Origin of the sequence: Pseudomonas sp. CFII68 (assembly GCF_000416195.1) — a bacterium.
Taxonomy (GTDB): Bacteria; Pseudomonadota; Gammaproteobacteria; order Pseudomonadales; family Pseudomonadaceae; genus Aquipseudomonas; species Aquipseudomonas kilonensis.
Genome location: NZ_ATLN01000092.1, coordinates 110,531 through 128,516, shown reverse-complemented (window position 1 = coordinate 128,516; position 17,986 = coordinate 110,531). Strand labels below are relative to the sequence as shown.

Genomic DNA, 17,986 nt, shown 5'->3' with positions numbered 1-17,986 from the left:
CCAGTATTTGGAGTCTGCGACCCCGCCGCCCACCGCTGCGACCTTTGCCATGGGATTTCGCATACTCGCTGACTGCTACGAAAGTACCTGCACGTCCATTCCAGACAAGGCGAAATACATGATTCATGGACTTTCCCTTTTTTCTTATTGGGTTGTGCCCTGCCGAGCTTCCCGCTCAACAGATCCGCGCTGACCGCCCCACGCAGTAAATGCACGCCGATACGTCAAATCTAGGCAGGAATATCACTAAGAAAATTCTGAAAATGCGCAATTGCCCGTAGCGTCGCTCAACAGGCGGTCGGAGAAATGCCCAGCGGCACATGAATTGATTGGCTAAAGTTTGCGAGCGCTCTGGAGGTTGCGCACCCTTGGGGACGGTTCGCGCGCGCAATGCCGAAAAAAAGACGCTATCCGGCAGTGGCGCAACTCAAGTTAAGGGTAATGACGAGCCCGCGCACAATGTCTATCCGTGCGGGTTTGGAAAGCATGCATTTTGCATGTTGCTACGAAAAATCTCGTCCGAGCAGTCAATTTTTTTCGACGCAAGTATTTCCTGACCGACTAGCCTATGAAGAGTCCCGCTACGCCCTCAATTGGTTTTGTCGAGACTTCATTATGCAGTGGCCATCACATTCTTTAGCGGTCCGACTTACGGCAGGTATTGTTTCCATCATTTTGTTTGTCTATGCGCTGGCGGGGCTGGCGCTCTACCAGAGCAAACACCAGCATGAGCTTCGAGCGGTGACCACCACGGAGAACCTGGCGCGGTCCTTGGCAATCAACGTTTCCGGCATCCTTGATAAAGTTGACGTCGGCCTGTTTGCTATAACCAGCGAAGTAGAGCGGCAAATGGCTGTCGGAGGCATCAATGGGGCGTTGCTGAACGGGTTTCTAACACAGCAGCAGGTGCAGATTCGGGATTGCGAAGGGCTGTGGGTGGCGGATGAGAAAGGTGATGTCCCCTGGGGAACAATAATGACCGCCGGCAAAATAACGAATATAACCGATCGAGAGTATTTCCAGCGCCTGCATGAGAATTCGCATCTCGGAATGGTCGTATCCAAGCCTGTGATAGGACGCACCACAAAAACCTGGTCGGTCCTCCTGTCCCGACGCATCAACAACGCTGATGGCTCCTTTGCAGGTGTGGCGCTGGGCTCGTTGCGCATGATGGAGTATTTCAGCAACATGTTTTCCACTATTGATGTTGGAAAACACGGGGTCATTGCTATTCGTGATGATGAGATGGCGCTCATCGTCCGGTATCCGACAGTAGCCAATGAAAGCGGGCAAGTTGGCGCCAGGTTGGTTTCAGCCAAGGCTACAGAAGCGACTCGATCGTCCCCGGAGGCAGGGAGCTACACCGCAGTTACCCCAGTAGACGGCATCGAGCGCCTCTACACCTATCGAAAAATCGCGAATTACCCTCTCTATGTTTTCGTCGCAAAGAGCACCGACGACTTTCTTGTTCCCTGGCGAAAGGAAGTGGATATAACGCTTTTACTACTGGCCGTTTTCACCCTGGTTATTCTTGTTTTCACGCGTACCAGCTACAGACGTGAAACTGAATCGCGCAGGGCGAAAAAAATGGAGCTCTTTCGTACCGCGTTTCGCACCAGCCCGGATAGTCAATTCATCACCTGCCTAGAGGATGGGCGAATTCTTGAGGTCAATGACGGATTTACGCCCGTATTCGGCTGGACAAGGGAGGATACTACTGGCAAAACGGTTTTTGACATCGATATCTGGCGCTATCCGGAAGAGCGTCATACGTCGGTTCGTCTCTTGCGGCAAAATGAATATTTCATTGATCGTGAAGCTGAATTTGTAAGCAAGGATGGCCGAACGTGGCCCGGTCTGGTTTCGGCGCACGTTATGACTCTGAATGACACGCTGTGCATTCAAGCGATCATCCGGGACATCAGTGACCGAAAGGCTGCCGAGCAACAGATCCAGAAACTATCGTTCTCTGACCAGCTCACGGGGCTTCCAAATCGCCGACTCTTTATGGATCGGCTAGAACAAGCATTGATTTCGAGTGCTCGCCATCAATGGATAGGCGCATTGATGTTTGTCGACCTTGATGATTTCAAGTCCATCAACGAAACCTTGGGCCACGGCCAGGGTGACTTATTTCTGAATGAAATCGCCCAACGATTGAGGCGCTGTGTACGGGAGGGCGACACCGTTGCCCGCCTTGGGGGCGACAAATTCGCTTTTATTTTGGAGAACCAGAGCACCCATCCGCAGGCGGCGGCGAGCCATGCTGAAAACATTGGCAAAAAAACGCTGCTGGAGATCGGGCAGCCTTATCAGCTATGTACCTCTACACTGCACCGAACCTGCAGTATCGGCATTACTCTATTTGGCGAGCAGAATGAGGATGCAAGCGAACCCTTGAAACGCGCCGAGTTGGCCATGTACCAGGCCAAAGCGTGCGGACGCAACATCTTGCGCTTTTTCGACCCCAAAATGCAGGCGATCGTCAGCGCGCGAATCGCGCTTGAAGATGGTTTGCGCGAGGCGATCAAGCAACACCGGATCCTGTTGCACTATCAGCCGCAGGTCACGGACGAAGGTCGCATTACAGGCGTGGAAGCGTTAGTGCGCTGGAAAAACCTGCGCGATGGCATGATTTCTCCGGCAGAGTTCATTCCACTGGCAGAGACGACTGGCTTGATTTTTCCGCTAGGTCAGCAGGTATTGATAATGGCCTGTCAGCAGTTGGCGGTATGGGCAGAAAGATCCGGATTCTCGCACCTGAGCATCGCCGTCAACGTCAGTACTCGGCAGTTTAATCAGGATGACTTTGTCGAACAAATACGCTCTGTGCTCAATCGCAGCGGTGCCAATCCTCATCGTCTCAAGTTGGAAATTACTGAGAGTATGCTGGTCTCCAACGTCGAGGATGTGATTGCCAAGATGAATGCGTTGAAATCCATCGGTGTTGGCTTTTCGCTGGACGACTTTGGAACCGGTTACTCCTCCCTGTCGTATCTCAAGCGCCTGCCGCTGGATCAACTCAAGATCGACCAGGGATTTGTACGCGATATCCTAGTTGACCCAAACGACGCTGCAATTGCCAAGACGGTGGTCGCATTGGCAAGCAGCATGAGCTTGTCAGTCATTGCTGAGGGGGTTGAAACACGAGCACAACGTGACATGCTGGCTGCTATTGGTTGCCATAACTATCAGGGATATCTATTTGGTCGCCCCATGGACATAGATGCATTAGAGGATTTCATCGAAGGTGGAATTGATCTAGTTCGTCTAGACCGTTCGGTGGATCGGAACAAGTGAGTCATCCATCGTCTTGTCGAGAGAGTTGTTCACGGCATGAATCTGTCACATAAAGCCAAGAAAAATCAACTGATACAACCCTGTAGTAACACACTTGTTTGCCACTACAGGTGGGGAATTGCACTCCTCTTGACCAAGCATTTTCGGCGATATTACGCGAGTTCTGCATGAATGTGGTTCGACTCTGCTCTGGTTACGATCTGAAGGTGAGTTTGCCGACTGGTTCTCGATAGCGTTGGGCACGCTTGATACGCTCTTCCCTCCTCTCAAAAGCAGAAGTTACGCGATCGATGAGCGTCGATTTGTCAAGCGGCATGATTCTTTCAGGGCCTAGTAAGTTTAAATTCTGCGAGGACGTCACCTTGATCAAAATATAGAACTGGTGAGCAGCGTGCATTGCCTGAATGCTTACCTTTCGCAGGCAACTTTGGCAGGTCACTACACCAAAGCTGATTCCTTCAGAAATTTTCCGTGCCGCCGATAACCAAAAGAGTTGGACTACACTTCCGGAGTTTCAATGCTTGTAAGCAGTTATAACAGCCTATATGTCCTGCTATCCCTGATTGTCGCGATCTTAGCTTCCTATACGGCGCTGAACATGGCTGGTCGTGTCACGCGCACCCAAGGAAAAGCCTCGGCACTTTGGCTGGCGGGCGGTTCATTCGCCATGGGCACCGGCATCTGGTCAATGCACTTCATCGGTATGCTGGCCTTCCAACTGCCCATCGAATTGGGCTATGACTTGACCCTCACTGGCCTATCGCTGGTGATCGCCATCGCCTCCTCGGCCTTCGCCCTTTGGCTGGTATGCCAAAAGGAAATGCCGCTGTCTTGGCTGCTGGTGGGCGCGGTGTTGATGGGTATCGGCATTGCAGCCATGCACTATACCGGCATGGCGGCGCTGCTGATGAATCCCGTGGTGGAATACGTTCCGTCGCTGTTTGTACTGTCGGTGCTGATCGCCATCCTCGCCTCTGGAGCGGCGCTATGGATAGCCTTCCGCCTGCGTGGAGAAGGCAAGTACATCAATCGCGCGCGCCTCTGCTCCTCCCTGGTGATGGGTTGCGCCATTGTCGGAATGCACTACACAGGCATGTCAGCAGCAAATTTCCCACTGGGTAGTGTATGCGGTGCGGTCAACACAGGTATCGATAGTAAATGGTTGGTGGTGCTGGTGATCCTGATCACCTTGGCCGTCTGCGCAATTGCCCTGATTATCTCGATGCTCGACGTCCGTACCAGCCTACTGGCCAACTCCCTTGATCGCGCCAACAGTGAGCTAGTGCAACTGGCCCTGCACGACAATCTGACACGTCTGCCCAATCGCATCCTACTCAACGACCGCCTTGAGCAGGCGATTCAGAAAGCCGCCCGGCAAAAGAGCCAGTTTGCCGTGCTGTTCATGGACTTGGACGGATTCAAATTGGTGAACGATACCTACGGCCATCACACCGGCGACCAGTTGCTGGTGGAAGTGGCTACGCGTATCAATAATGCCAAGCGCGGCGAAGATACGGGCGCGCGCTTAGGGGGCGACGAATTCGTGCTGCTGATCGACCTCGCCGAACCAGATGACGCTGCGGCTCTCGCCCAACGCCTGGTGGAAGATATCAAGGCCCCATTCGTCTTGGGGCGGCAGACAGTACATGTTTCCACAAGCATTGGTATTGCCATTTTTCCAGTCGATGGTCATACCGACCATGAGCTTATGGTCAACGCTGATGCGGCCATGTATCACGCCAAAGAACAAGGTCGAAACGGCTACTGTTTCTTCGAAAGAACCATGAATATCAATGCCCGCCAGCAACTGCAGTTGCAGCAGGAGCTACGCAAGGCCCTCGACCAGAATGAGTTCATCCTGCACTACCAGCCGAAAATGATTGCTCCCGACGGCCCTATGACGGGTGTTGAGGCCCTGTTGCGATGGAACAGTCCAAACTGGGGCCTAGTGCCGCCCGACCGCTTTCTGCCCCTAGCCGAACGAACTGGGCTGATAGTGCCAATCGGGAACTGGGTAATAAATGAAGCCTGTCGGCAGATGGCCGAATGGCACGCCCTAGGTAAAGGAGAATGGAGTATTGCGGTCAATCTATCGACGGTACAATTGGCCAATGCAGGACTGGTTGACATCGTGCGTACAGCACTGCAAAGCAACGGTCTGCCACCTCGCTTTCTGACCCTGGAGGTAACCGAGTCTACTGCCATGCGCGACGCGGAAGCCGCGCTGATCGTCCTCGATCAGTTGTCAGCGCTGGGAGTCAGTATTTCCATTGACGACTTCGGTACCGGATATTCCAGCCTGCTTTACCTCAAGCGCCTACCAGCCAATGAGCTGAAGATCGACCGAGGCTTCATCACCGAGCTGGCTAAAAACAACGACGACGCGGCCATCGTTTCGGCGATAGTAGCGCTTGGCAAAACGCTGGGTCTGAGGATCGTCGCCGAGGGTGTGGAAACCTCTGAACAACAAGAGATGCTTACAGAGCTGGGGTGCGACATCTTGCAGGGTTACCTACTGGGCAAACCGATGAGCGCACAGGGGATGCTGGAAAGCTTTAACACCTCCAGTAATCCTGCAGCGGCCACAGGCCCAGCACTAGCAGTGCACCGGTACGATTGATGTTCAAGATCATCACCCAACCAGCCTCCTCCGCTCCTAATACTGGTCTAACCTTTCTTTCAGATTCATCGCGTGGTTCTGTTCGATAGAGGGTCAAGTCATCACGAAGGTGACTGTTCGCAACTTATTGATCGAGGTGCAGTACTGCTTGGCTCCAATCCTGGCGGCCTTGACCTGTCTTAGCGATAACGGGCTGTTTGACTTCGACCGAGCCCTGGCATTGCGGCTGGGAGAGTCAGCAAGAGGCATCTGACTGGCGTTGCCCCATCCTTCTACTTGGAGCTCTAGGCGTTATGATCACCGCCGATACCGTATTCTTAGTCGTCGACGACGCAGACACCATGCGCAGGGTCAACAGTAGCCAACTAGAGCGCTTGGGTGCACGACACATACTAACCGCCGCCAATGGTAAAGAGGCATTCGCGCTACTAAGGACGCGTAAGGTCAACGTCATTCTTTCCGACTGGAACATGCCAGTCATGGATGGCCTCACGCTGTTGCGCAAGGTACGCAGTGACCCCAAGTTGGCCATGCTGCCTTTCATCATGATTACCGCAGAGAGCTCCCGCGCCCAAATCACCGAGGCCATCGCTGCCGGGGTCAGCAACATTCTTATCAAGCCCTTTACCGCCAACGACCTTTCGCAGCGCATAACGCGTGCTATGAACCATCGTCCTCGGTTGCATTCGCCACCAGTGATTGCTGAACCAACTCAAGAGTCAAAGGAGGAATACCGTCCGACATTGCTGGTTGTCGATGACGTACCGGACAACCTAGCGCTGATTGCCGGGTTGTTTCAGGACGAGTACCGCATACTGGCAGCGCGCGACGGACGCCGTGCGTTGGCCCTCTGTACTTCCGAGACCCCGCCAGATCTTCTTCTGCTGGATGTAATGATGCCGAACATGGATGGTTTCGAGCTGGCCCAGCACCTGCGCAGCCATCCCAGCGCTAGCCGCATCCCGATCATCTTTATCACCGCCATGAGCGATCCGGCAGCCCAGCTGCGCGGGTTGGAGCTGGGCGCAGTGGATTTTGTCAGTAAGCCGGTGGATCCCAAGTCGCTACACCTTCGGGTAAACAATCTGTTGCGCCTGGTCGAACAGCGCAACGCGCTGCAGCAGGAATACGACACCATGCTGGAGCTGGAACGCTTGCGTGAAGAGGCCAGCAGTATTTCACGTCATGATCTGAAGGCGCCGCTGTGCAATATCCTCGGCTTGGCCCGCAGCCTGCTCGAAGGCGGCAATCTGCTGCCACGCCAGATGCAAATGTTGCATAGCCTGGAAATCGACAGCCAGAACCTGCTAGGAATGATCGACATGGCTGGCGACATCTACAAAATCGAGACCGGTAATTTCGAACTTAAGCCGGTCGCGGTCGAACTGCTGCCCCTGGTACGGCGCCTATGCGAATCGGCCAGGCTGACCTATCAGGCAAAAAAATTGACCATCGAGGTAGTGGCGGAACACACCAACGAATCAACACCGGTGCTAGCCAGTGGAGACGAATTGCTGTGTTTTTCGCTACTGAACAACTTGCTGAAGAATGCCTGCGAGGCGGCTCCTGAGAAAAGTCGCGTGCGACTGACATTGATACCTGCCGAGCATATCGAATTGGTAATGGAGAACCAGCCAGCGGTACCCGTAGCATTTCGGTCACGGTTCTTCGAAAAATACGCAAGCGATGGCAAATCTGGCGGTACGGGGCTGGGTACCTACTCAGCGAAACTACTCGCTGAAGCCCAGCAAGGAAGCTTGGAGCTGGAGATCGATGACGAGGCGAATCTGACACGCTTACGGTTGCAGCTGCCGCCTAGGAAATGAAGTTCTATACCTCGGCTGAACAGATCTAGACCTTGGCAGTACATCATGCTTGGTTTGATCGCCGCGTACTGTTCAGTACTTATGGTGGGGCCGTTGAACGCTGATAATTCCTAACTCGTGGAAGCTGTTCCCAATCTCGAGGATCAGTCCGCTCTGCGGAAATCCACTGAGCGAAGACTCGTCCAATACTATTCGAAAGCGACCAATGCGAAGAGGTCGAACCTCACGCCGGCGTGTGCTTGTGCTTTCGAGGCGCATCAGCAGCAGGGTAAGTGCGGAAACAATACAGACGATCGCCACACAGCCACTGACATTGGGAAATCCCAGGCACAAAAAAGCCACTCATCCGAGTGGCTTTTTTGTGAATCTTGGAGCGGAAAACGAGACTCGTATCGGGTGTCCTACTCGTTGAAATCTAAGGATTTTACTTTCTTTCCGGAGCAGGAAAAGACTTGATTCCGGACTTGTTTTGGAGGGGTATCAAGGACCAGAGGTATGATTCCCAGCTCTGCCATTGGGTCTACGCGAACATCCGTAAGTTGCCCAAAAAATCCAAATCAGAAGTAATAGCCGATATTCATATACAGCTGGTTTTCCCACTGATCACTACCACCAGCCCCCAGACTCTGGGTGAGGCTGCTGCCACCGATGACCGGATCATTCTTGCCGTACAACCATTCCGTGGCGATCCACAGTTTGCTGAGGGAGAACGAGGTGCCGAAAATCATCCGTTGCGAGGTCTTGAAGTCGTCTGCGGATTTATCGAAGGCGCTGTAGTTGGCGTACAGCTGCACACCGCTGATCTGATCGAACAGGTACTTGCCACCAACGTCGTAGCTCACATCCGCCACGTACAAGTTGCCGCGACTGGCGACGTTGTAAGTGGCGTCGTAACCGCCGAAAGTCACCAGTTCATCAGTGCCGGGGTTGCGCGGGGACATCTGCTGTCGCGCAGCTTGCAGTTGCACTCCCCATGGCCCGTTTTTACCGATGTAGTGCACCGCCACGGCATTGCGCCGGCCGTCGTTGTTGGTGTCGCGGTTCTCCAGGGACGAGGTCAGGCCAGAAATCCCGACTTCGGACTTCCACGGCCCCAAGTCCATCGCCTTGGCCACCCGCAGTACCACGGTGTTGCGTTCCTGGTTGTTGCTGCCGTCGATGACATAGCTGTCCGCTTCGGAGACAACGCTGGAGTAGGTTTCGCCCTTGCTGGTGCCTTTGCCCTGCGAGGCAGGGCGAACGTAGTAACCGGCCTGGATATTCCAGTCACCGCTTTGCTGGATGTACTTGGCGCCAAGTTCTTCCAGGTCTTCCAGTCCCACGACGTTGCCCAGGGTTTGATAGAACGTGCTGCCAAAATACGGCTGCAAACCGAACGGCACCTGGTTCAGACCGACCTGGATTTGTTGGTCAGGGTTGAACTTGTAGCCGATCCAGGCGAACTCGGCGAACTGGACGTCACCTACGTTTTCTGTGTACTGATAAGGGTAGGCTCGTCCGTAGAAACGGTACTTGGCCTCGCCGATCCAAGTATCAGAGTTGTACTTGGCGGAAAGGATCACGGTATCGAAGTTGAACTTCTGGATGTCGCGATCCGGGTCATAGTCCCAACGCGCCCGGACCGCGCCACCAAGATTGAGATTGTCAGTGACCTGTATCGCCATCGCAGGCGTGGACAGCGCGTACGACAGCGCCAGCGGGATCAATGAGCGCAAGGCCCGGGTGGTATTCAAGTTCATGGTCGCTCCGTCTTTAAGTTTTATTTTTGGCAACAACCATCCCGGCCACGGCAAAGCGCGGTCTGGATGAAATAGGTATGGCCCGCCGAGACTGAGGCTGGAACAGCGTCCAGGTGCTAGCGGGCTAAACGGTGTTTGAGAAGCCGCTGTCGTTTAAACTTCGGCGTCAGTTGCGTTGAAGTTCTTCAACCACAGCGGCACAAGCACGGAAGGTGTCCAACGTCCACTCTGGATTGATAAAGTCCGGCCAACTGGAAAGCTTTACGATCGCCACTTCAGCAGCCGGATCCCAATAGATACTCTGACCAAATACTCCGCGCGCCGAGTAGGTGCCCTGTTCACTGTCCAATACCCAGCACTGATTGCTGTAAGCCGCAGTCGGAAAGCTCTTGGTGTAGTAGCCGTAGAGGACTTCGAAAGCGGGTGTGGAACCACGTCCGCATGCACGCACAAACGTCTCTGGGACGATCTGCTGGCAATTGAAATGTCCACCCTGCAAATACATCTGGGCAAAACGCCCGAGATCACGCAGCGTGGCGCTCATCCCGCCATCGGCCAATGCAGTTCCAACACAATCGAGGGTGATATTCGCGTCTTGCTCTGCCCCCAGTCTTGACCAGATCTCTCGACTCAACAAAACGGGGAGCCGCTCGCCGCACGCCCGCTCACAAACCCAGGCCAACACGTCGGTATCCACCGAGCGATACTCAAAGAACTGACCATGCTCACGGTCTTTACTCAGCGACTTCAACAAACCATAAATGCTGTCAGGAGACTCTCGCTCTCCCCGTTCACGCCAACCCGAGGCGATATCCAACTGGATGAATTCAGCATCCGGATCGGTGTAGTCCTCCCTGAACCTCACGCCCGTGCGCATATCCAGCAGATCCTGTACCCGGGCATCGCCATAGCCGCTTGCCGAAAGCTCGGGCACATAGTGGCTGACGTGCGCTTGGGGATCGATTCTGCCCTGGCCTATCAACCTGCCGACCAGGCTGCCGACGATGGTCTTGGATACCGATTGCAACAGATGCAACGTGTGCGGCTGCATACCATTGAAATACTGCTCGGAAACCACCTTGCCCTGATGAAGCACCAAGAAACCATCGGTGTAGCTATCGGTCAGGAAGGTCGCCAGATCGGTTTGCCCGCCGTCGACCCGCTGGAAATGTACGTCGTCCAGTGAACGCTCGTTGCGCTTGAGTTCGCTGACCGGCCCGGGACCACGATGAATAGCAGCCACCGGAAACAGCTGGCTCATGTGCTGGAACGACCAGCGGTTATAGGGCGGACTGTCCCAGTTGTGCTGACGGACTTGCTTTTCCCGGGGCGGCGGATAGCCCTGCATCAGCCTTAAATCCTGATAACCAATGCCAGGAGCGGTCATGTCATTTTTATTGTACATAGGGGTTCAGCTCTCATCGTTCAGAGGGTGGTGGCAAGAAAAACGGTGGCCATGATCCTGGGTCTCGGCTGGCACCTCTCGGCGACAACGCTCACTGACCCTCGGGCAACGGGGCGCGAAGTGGCACCCGGTAGGCCGGTTCAAGGGGCTGGGGATCTCGCCGCTCAGGACTTGCAACTGGTCACGGCGTTCCGGGTCGATGGAGGGCACTGAATTGAGCAGCGCACGGGTGTAGGGATGACGCGGTCGACCGAACACCTGCCCCACAGGCCCGGCCTCGACGATGCGCCCCAAGTACATCACCAGCACCTGCTGCGCCAGATATTCGACCGTCGCAAGATCGTGGCTGATGAACAGGTAGCTCAGGCCATTATCGGTCTGCAGCGTCTTGAGCAATTGCAGCACTTGGGCCTGGACCGACACGTCCAGCGCCGCCGTAGGCTCATCGAGGATCAACAGTTTTGATTCCAGCGCGAGGGCCCGGGCGATAGCGATACGCTGCAACTGGCCACCGGAGAATTCATGGGGATAGCGCTCCATGTGTTCCTCGCCCATCCCCACATTTCCCAACAGCGAGAGAATGCGCGCGCGCAAGGCACTACCGCGCAAACCAAAGGCAACCTTCAGCGGCTCGGCAACAATTGCCTTGATTGTCATTTTCGGATTCAGCGAGGCGTAAGGATTCTGGAACACCATGCTCAAGCTCCTGCCCCGCGCCCTGGCATCAGTAGGCAGCGGGTGACCTTCGACCAGAATTTGCCCACTGTCGGCTGGCAGCAGACCGAGCAAGGTCGCGGCCACCGTACTTTTTCCACAACCGGATTCCCCCACCAGCGCGACCGTCTCACCGACCTGCACCTCCAGGCTGATGTGGTCGATGGCGGTCACCAGGCCGTCGCGGCTGGCGTAGGTCTTGTGCAACTGAGTGACGCTCAGCAGTGCGGGCTGTTTGTTGTTATTCATAGCCGTTTACCTTTCAAAGAAGCCTCACACCTTGACCAACGTGTTGTGACAAGCCACCCAGTGTTCCTCGCCGATTTCCACCCTCGGCGCAGCCTGGACGCATCGTCCGGTGGCGCGCTCACAACGCGGGTTGAAGGCACAGCCAGGTGGGGGAGCCGCCATGTTCGGCACCTGCCCAGGGATGAAGCTCAGGGGCTGAGCCCCCTGCCCCAACTTTGGCACGGTGCCCATCAATTTCAGGGTGTAAGGGTGCGCAGGTCGCTTGAACACCTGGCCCACCGGACCGCTCTCCACCACTTCGCCGGCATACATCACCGCCACCCGATCACAGAGCGAAGCCACCACCCCAAGGTTGTGCGTGATAAACAGAATCGCCAGGTCCTGCTCCTGCGCCAGCTTGCGCAGCAAGGCGATGATCTGCGCCTGCACCGTGACGTCCAGCGCGGTGGTCGGCTCATCGGCGATCAGCAGTTTCGGTCGACAGGCCAACGCCATGGCAATCACCACCCGCTGCAACTGGCCGCCAGACATCTGGTGCGGATACTTGGCTAGCGCCAGAGAAGGATCAGGCATGCTCACCGCCTCCAGCGAGCTCAGCGCCTCGGCGCGGATTTGCGTCTTGCTCAGTTGCCGATGGCAACCGATGACATCGAACATCTGCCGTCCGACCGTGAAGAACGGGTTGAGCGCCTTCATCGGATTCTGAAAGATCATCGCCGCCCCTCCGCCGCGCAAATCCGCTAGCTGCGATACCGACGCACCGTTGACCTGCTGTCCGGCGACCTTGACACTGCCGCCCAGCCGAGCGGCCTCAGGCATCAATCCAAGGCAGGACATGGCCGTCATGGACTTGCCCGAGCCCGACTCCCCCACCAATCCAAGGATCTCGCCGCGCCTGACCTTGAGGTCGATGCCGCGTACGGCCTTTACGGTCTTGAACAAACCAGGGAAGGACACCGTCAGCCCTTCCACTTCCAGCACCAACTCTTGAGCGGCGTCGTTATTCGAAGCAGCGAGATGTTCGGGAGTAGACGGTTGCAAGGATTCGTTGATCATCAGCGCGTCCCCTTCTTTGGATCGAGCACATCGCGCAGCCCGTCGCCCACCAGGTTGACGGCCAGTACCAGGACAAAAATCGCGACGCCGGGGAACAGCACCGTCCAGGGATTTTCGAGCAATTGCGAGCGCGACGCCGCGGCCATCAACCCCCATTCGACCATGGGCGGCTTGGCCCCCAGCCCGATAAAGCTCAGCGAGGCAGCGGCGAGAATGGTGTAACCAAAGTCCATGGAGCCCTGCACGATCACAGGCGTGGTGGCATTGGGCAGGACATGGCGAAGCAAGATACGGAAATGACTGACACCCATGGAGCGAGCGGCATGGATATAGGTTTCTGAACGAACCCGTACTACCGCACCACGCATGATCCTCGCGTACCAAGGGAACCAGGAGACCGCGAGCGCTAACATGGCGTTGGCCAATCCCGACCCCAGCGCAGCGGTGATAGCGATCGGCAACAACAGCGGCGGAAAAGCCAGGAATACGTCCGAGACACGCATCAGCAGCGTATCAATTCGACCACCGAAGTAACCGGAAACAAGCCCAATCGGAATCCCGATCAGCATCGCGATCAGCGTCACGCTCACTCCGATGATCAGCGAGGTGCGTGCGCCATAAAGCACCCGAGAAAGGATGTCGCGACCAAACTCGTCGGTGCCCATCCAATGTACCCAGTTGGGTGCCATTAATTTCTGGGAAAAGACAATCTTGTTCGGTTCATAAGGCGCAAGCCAGGGGGCGAAGATTGCCGCCAGGACGATCAGCAGCAGTAACAGCGCGCCGAATACAAACAACTTGTTATCGCAGGCAAACGCCAGGGCCTTGATGCGCCATGATGGGGCTCGCGAGGGCATGGACAGGGATACGTCTTGGATACTCATTGGACTCGCAGCCTCGGATCAACAAGGTGATACAAGAGATCAACAATCAGGTTGATCGACAGATACGTCGTGGCCAGCACCAGGGTGGCCCCCATCACAGCGGGGAAATCATTCTGGGCAATCGAAAAAACCACGAAACCGCCCAGGCCGGGCCAATCGAAAACGAACTCGACAACGACTGCACCGCCGAGCAGGTAACCGAAGGTCAGGCCCACCACTGTCAGCAGCGGAATCATTGTCGCCTTCAAGGCATAGGCGTAATGGATACGCCACTTGGGTACGCCGTAAGAAACCGCCGTACGGATGTACTCCTCGGAGAGCACCTCGACCATCATGTTGCGGGTGATCCGGGTGACAGTGGCCAAGGTCACGACCACCAGGGTGAGCACGGGCAGCGTCAGGTGTTTGATGGCGCTCCACAGTGCTACGAAATTACCGGCCAGCAGCGTGTCGATCAGGTAAAAACCGGTCACGCGCTCAAAGGGGCTATCGAGAAGAATGGAAGCATCGATACGTCCTTGCAGGGGCAACCAATTGAGCTTGCCGTAGAACAGCAACTGCAACCCCATGGCCAAGATGAAAACGGGAAATGCCGTCCCGGCGATGGACCCCGCTCGTGCCACGTTGTCGACCACTGAGTTCTGCCGGGCCGCCGAGATGACGCCGATTGGCACCCCGAGCAGCACCACCCAGAACATCGCCAGGAATGTCAGTTCAAACGTCGCGCCTACCCGCCTGATGACCTCCTCCGCCACCGGCCGCCCGGTGCGCAAACTGGTGCCAAAATCACCCTGGAGAAGATCGCCGATGTAATTGAAGTATTGGATCGGCAGAGGTTTATCCAACCCCAGTTTTTCCCGCGCGACGGCAATCTGCTCCGCCGTGGGGTGGTTTCCCAGCATCATCTCTACCGGGGATCCGGGAAGAGCTCGGCTCAGAACGAAGGTGATGGTCAACACGCCCAGAAGAATGAAGAACATCACTACCAATCGCTGGGCTATATACTTCGCCATTTATACTACCTTTTGTGGCTAATAAACTTGGCCCTGACTTCTTACGCCCAGCACAAAGCCCTCAAAAGAAAATTAGCTCTTGAGGAGTAACCGGGCGAATCAACCGACTGTCGGTTTACAAGGTAAATCAGGCCTACACCTACAACTTCATCGCAAACAACTCGGCATTCAGCGATTCAAGTTGTAATAGAGAATTGCCTCATAAGCAGGGTTCAGGCTCTTTTCCATACCCTTGATGTCTTTGCGGGAGACACGTATCTGCTGCACGTCGGCGTACCAGATCGCAGGAGCGTCCTTAGCCAGGAGCTGCTGGGCCTGAACGTACTTTTCAGAGGATTTTGTCCTATCACTGCCTTCCAGCGCCGCCGCCTCTTCGATCAACTGATCAAAAATTGGGTTGCTGTAATGAGACAGATTGAACAGCGTTGCCTTCTCGGTATGGAACTCACTGAAAAGCCAATCGCTGGGTGTCGGATACGTTGGCCACCAAGCCATGGATTGCAGGTTGGGAGCGGTGTCCAACTTCTTCGCCTTATCCCAGATCACCCCCCACTCACCGGGGCGTAACTCCACTTCCAAACCAACTTGGGAGGCGGTCGCCTGGAAGAGTTCAGCAGCGTTTGCATAGACACCACTGATGTACTGCATCGAGACCTTCCAGTCCTGCTTAGGTACGCCGGAGGCTTCCAATAATTGTCGGGCTTTATCCAGATCGTAAGAAGCCATAGGCACGCTGGCATGCCCCCAGATACTGCTGGGCAAAGGTCCCTTGGACACACTGCCGTAGCCGTGCAAAATATCGTTGGTGACACCTTCATAGTCCCAGAGATATTGCAGCGCCTGACGAAATGCCACGTTATCCGTAGGGTACTTCTGGGTATTGATCAAGAACTGGAAGTTCTTCCACGAAGGCGCGGTGCTCACCTTGATGGCGGGGTTCTCTCCCAACACCTTGAGCTGATCAAGAGGGATATCCCAGGCGACACCGGCCTCGCCATTTTTGATCATCTGGGTACGTGTAGAGGCTTCCGATACGACTTTTACGATGACCCGATCGAATTGCCCTTCTTTCCAGCCTCCCCAGTAACCATCGAAACGTTCGAGTACCACTTGCTGGCCCTGTTCAACCTGGCCAAGCTTATAGGGGCCGGTGCCGATGGCGTTGGGAGCCATCATCCAGTCATGCCCTTTATCCACCGCCGCCGGGGCGATGATGTAAGCCGCATATTGACCTGCCGCGATCAGATTGGCCGGAGTGGGATTCTGGAACTTGAGCACTACCGTGTCGTCAGCGACGACCTCGACGGAATCCAGGGCTTTCCATACATACGCAGCGCCTTGTTTTAGCCCTTTGACGTAGTCGATGGATTTTTTGACCGCGGCGGCGTTGAAGGGCGAACCGTCATGAAATTTAACGCCGTGCCGCAGCTTGAAGGTCCAGGTCTTGCCGTTGTCGCTGCTTTCCCAGGACGTGGCGAGCCCAGGGGAAAACTCCTCGGCACTGCCCGGAGCGTTATAGACCAGAAGCGTCTCGTAGATATTGCCCAGCACCCGCACCTCTTCCGAAAACGCCGAGGCTGGATCCCAATCCTTGAAAGAGGCTCGATCAGCGACAACCAAGGTATTGTTTGCCGCACACACCAAGCCACTGGTCAACGGCGCAGACACGGAAAGCGCCATCAACCCTGCCATCAATGTTCTTTTGAAGTTCATCGGTGTTCCTCTTATTTTTATGATGGGCGCAGCGGGTCACTTGCACGAGCAGGCATTAATCCAGCTGGAATGAACGACGTAATTGGTCGTTCGTGAAACTGCCTGTTGAGCGGTGTGGCTCATTATTGATCTGCCGCACCGCCAGCTCAATTTCGCGAGCGCTAAGAAAAAAACGCCTGATGACGCTTGAAAGCGTCACCTGGCGTCTGTTTTTAAAGCGGGGTTAGAACAACGGAGGAACGAGGTTGAACTCACCCTCGGATGGGCGAATCAGCAGCCGCGCCCTCACCTCGCTGGGGATCTCAGGGGCATCAATCGGGAAGCAGCTGCAACTGGAAAGCGCGTTACGCAGATCGATCGATTCACCGAGGTACTCAAACACAATCTGCGCACCAAAAGGACGTCGAAAATTGTCGCCCGACACGCCGAGCACCAAGCCGTTGAGAAAGCGGAAACGACTGCGATAGGACGGGTAAAGCGCCGACCAGATATAGCCCCGAGACGATAGGTATTCGTGCTCGACGATGTAAATCAGATCGGATGAGGCAAAGCAGAACCCACGATATTTATTGATGCCGAAACTCTTCAGTTGGTCATCACCCAACCTCACTCGCTCGTAGGTTTTACTCAGGATCTTGTTGCCGGAACGGGTCAGGCGGGTAATCGACTTGATCACCTCCCCTGATCCGGAGGGCGACATCAAATAGACAAAGTAGTAACCCTGGTACTTCGACAGTTCCTGCGCGGAGCTTGGGAAAAAATCGGCTGGTACTGCGCTGTCCGGCTCTCGCACTGTGCGCTGTCTGTTGAGCAAAGCGCGGAACGACTCGTGCTCGGAGAATATTTCATCCTCATCCACCCCGAAAAAAGCGCATATCTTGCGAAGGGTGAACAGTGAGGGAGTCGCCTGCGCCCCCAAGTATTTGTTGAACTGCTGGCGGTTGATATCGAGGGAGCGGCACACCATCGCCACCGATTTATAGTACCCGCAGAGAAGGCGCAAGTTTTGACTGAAGTCTTGCGTCGACTGGGGTGAATTGGAACTCGCCATTTAAAAGTATTCCTAACGCTACCATGGACAACACGTTGGACTAACTGTCGCTTGGATCAGGGTTTCAGAAGCTTGGCATTCATTGCCAATCCGTGATTCACGCGAGCATTGAGCCCGACCATAGCGCCTGGGCGGGGGAATGTTCAACAAATACACACCCCGGCGTTTATAGAGTTGCAAAGATCTCAATGGTTGTAAGTACGCTCGTTGTGCTCGGTCAGATCCAACACCATCCATTAGCGCGCAAACCGGTCACCGCATTGATCACCTTGAGGACGACCCAACTGATGACAAAGCAGTAGACCGTCGTCAGCAACACGCCTTTGATTTGCGCCACGACCTGAGCCCCCATGGTCACGCCTTCGACCAAACCTCCCACCGACGGCACGCAGAACACCCCGCACAGCAGACAGGCC

Annotated in this window: 11 protein-coding genes and 2 pseudogenes; 3 read left to right on the top strand and 10 right to left on the bottom strand. The window is 55.3% G+C overall.

Translation table 11 applies throughout. The annotated features are described in order from the left end of the window. Window position 1: 1 nt before the first annotated feature. Window positions 2-127 (bottom strand): annotated as a pseudogene (locus CFII68_RS28220) (ESPR-type extended signal peptide-containing protein); the annotation flags it as partial. A 332-nt stretch (window positions 128-459) separates the two neighbouring features. Between CFII68_RS28220 and CFII68_RS12125 the strand changes: the two are divergent. The 3 genes from CFII68_RS12125 (at window position 460) to CFII68_RS0126035 (ending at window position 7,746) form a co-directional block, all read left to right on the top strand. Beyond that, entirely contained in the window at window positions 460-3,300 is a 2,841-nt protein-coding gene (locus CFII68_RS12125; protein ID WP_177325047.1) for an EAL domain-containing protein, read from the top strand. 517 nt (window positions 3,301-3,817) lie between these two features. Continuing rightward, window positions 3,818-5,920, top strand: a complete 2,103-nt coding sequence (locus tag CFII68_RS12135) for a bifunctional diguanylate cyclase/phosphodiesterase (RefSeq protein ID WP_018608098.1) — start codon at window positions 3,818-3,820, stop codon at window positions 5,918-5,920. 293 nt (window positions 5,921-6,213) lie between these two features. Continuing rightward, the gene (locus CFII68_RS0126035) at window positions 6,214-7,746 is read left to right on the top strand and encodes a hybrid sensor histidine kinase/response regulator (protein WP_050585401.1); all 1,533 of its coding nucleotides are present in this window, start codon (window positions 6,214-6,216) and stop codon (window positions 7,744-7,746) included. Window positions 7,747-8,303: 557 nt separating this feature from the next. On the opposite strand, the gene CFII68_RS12140 is transcribed toward CFII68_RS0126035, so the two are convergent. The 9 genes and pseudogenes from CFII68_RS12140 to CFII68_RS26860 all read right to left on the bottom strand — a co-directional run. Beyond that, window positions 8,304-9,485: a hypothetical protein gene (locus CFII68_RS12140; RefSeq protein WP_018608094.1), complete on the bottom strand. Its 1,182-nt coding sequence runs from the start codon at window positions 9,483-9,485 to the stop codon at window positions 8,304-8,306. Window positions 9,486-9,651: 166 nt separating this feature from the next. Beyond that, on the bottom strand, window positions 9,652-10,890 hold the full coding sequence (locus CFII68_RS12145; protein WP_018608092.1) for a serine hydrolase: 1,239 nt from the start codon (window positions 10,888-10,890) through the stop codon (window positions 9,652-9,654). Between the two features lie 6 nt (window positions 10,891-10,896). After that, a complete protein-coding gene (locus tag CFII68_RS12150; protein ID WP_018608090.1) occupies window positions 10,897-11,853 on the bottom strand; it encodes an ABC transporter ATP-binding protein in 957 nt (318 codons plus the stop codon). A gap of 24 nt (window positions 11,854-11,877) precedes the next feature. Then, window positions 11,878-12,909, bottom strand: coding sequence for an ABC transporter ATP-binding protein (locus tag CFII68_RS12155; protein WP_018608088.1), 1,032 nt, complete (start codon window positions 12,907-12,909; stop codon window positions 11,878-11,880). Further along, window positions 12,909-13,793, bottom strand: coding sequence for an ABC transporter permease (locus CFII68_RS12160; RefSeq protein WP_018608086.1), 885 nt, complete (start codon window positions 13,791-13,793; stop codon window positions 12,909-12,911). The genes CFII68_RS12155 and CFII68_RS12160 overlap by 1 nt, the downstream gene beginning before the upstream one ends. Next, a complete protein-coding gene (locus tag CFII68_RS12165) occupies window positions 13,790-14,806 on the bottom strand; it encodes an ABC transporter permease (protein WP_033062669.1) in 1,017 nt (338 codons plus the stop codon). Before CFII68_RS12165 ends, CFII68_RS12160 begins: the two co-directional genes overlap by 4 nt. Window positions 14,807-14,974: 168 nt before the next feature. Next, window positions 14,975-16,519, bottom strand: a complete 1,545-nt coding sequence (locus tag CFII68_RS12170) for an ABC transporter substrate-binding protein (protein ID WP_018608082.1) — start codon at window positions 16,517-16,519, stop codon at window positions 14,975-14,977. Between the two features lie 223 nt (window positions 16,520-16,742). Continuing rightward, entirely contained in the window at window positions 16,743-17,570 is an 828-nt protein-coding gene (locus tag CFII68_RS12175; protein WP_018608079.1) for a helix-turn-helix transcriptional regulator, read from the bottom strand. 185 nt (window positions 17,571-17,755) lie between these two features. After that, window positions 17,756-17,976: pseudogene (locus CFII68_RS26860) on the bottom strand (ammonia channel protein); the annotation flags it as partial. Window positions 17,977-17,986 lie beyond the last annotated feature (10 nt).

Bases quoted from the DNA above. Each gene is read 5' to 3' on its own strand.
- CFII68_RS12125 (WP_177325047.1), top strand. From the start codon at position 460: ATGTCTATCCGTGCGGGTTTGGAAAGCATGCATTTTGCATGTTGCTAC.
- CFII68_RS12135 (WP_018608098.1), top strand. From the start codon at position 3,818: ATGCTTGTAAGCAGTTATAACAGCCTATATGTCCTGCTATCCCTGATT.
- CFII68_RS0126035 (WP_050585401.1), top strand. From the start codon at position 6,214: ATGATCACCGCCGATACCGTATTCTTAGTCGTCGACGACGCAGACACC.
- CFII68_RS12140 (WP_018608094.1), bottom strand. From the start codon at position 9,485: ATGAACTTGAATACCACCCGGGCCTTGCGCTCATTGATCCCGCTGGCG.
- CFII68_RS12145 (WP_018608092.1), bottom strand. From the start codon at position 10,890: ATGTACAATAAAAATGACATGACCGCTCCTGGCATTGGTTATCAGGAT.
- CFII68_RS12150 (WP_018608090.1), bottom strand. From the start codon at position 11,853: ATGAATAACAACAAACAGCCCGCACTGCTGAGCGTCACTCAGTTGCAC.
- CFII68_RS12155 (WP_018608088.1), bottom strand. From the start codon at position 12,909: ATGATCAACGAATCCTTGCAACCGTCTACTCCCGAACATCTCGCTGCT.
- CFII68_RS12160 (WP_018608086.1), bottom strand. From the start codon at position 13,793: ATGAGTATCCAAGACGTATCCCTGTCCATGCCCTCGCGAGCCCCATCA.
- CFII68_RS12165 (WP_033062669.1), bottom strand. From the start codon at position 14,806: ATGGCGAAGTATATAGCCCAGCGATTGGTAGTGATGTTCTTCATTCTT.
- CFII68_RS12170 (WP_018608082.1), bottom strand. From the start codon at position 16,519: ATGAACTTCAAAAGAACATTGATGGCAGGGTTGATGGCGCTTTCCGTG.
- CFII68_RS12175 (WP_018608079.1), bottom strand. From the start codon at position 17,570: ATGGCGAGTTCCAATTCACCCCAGTCGACGCAAGACTTCAGTCAAAAC.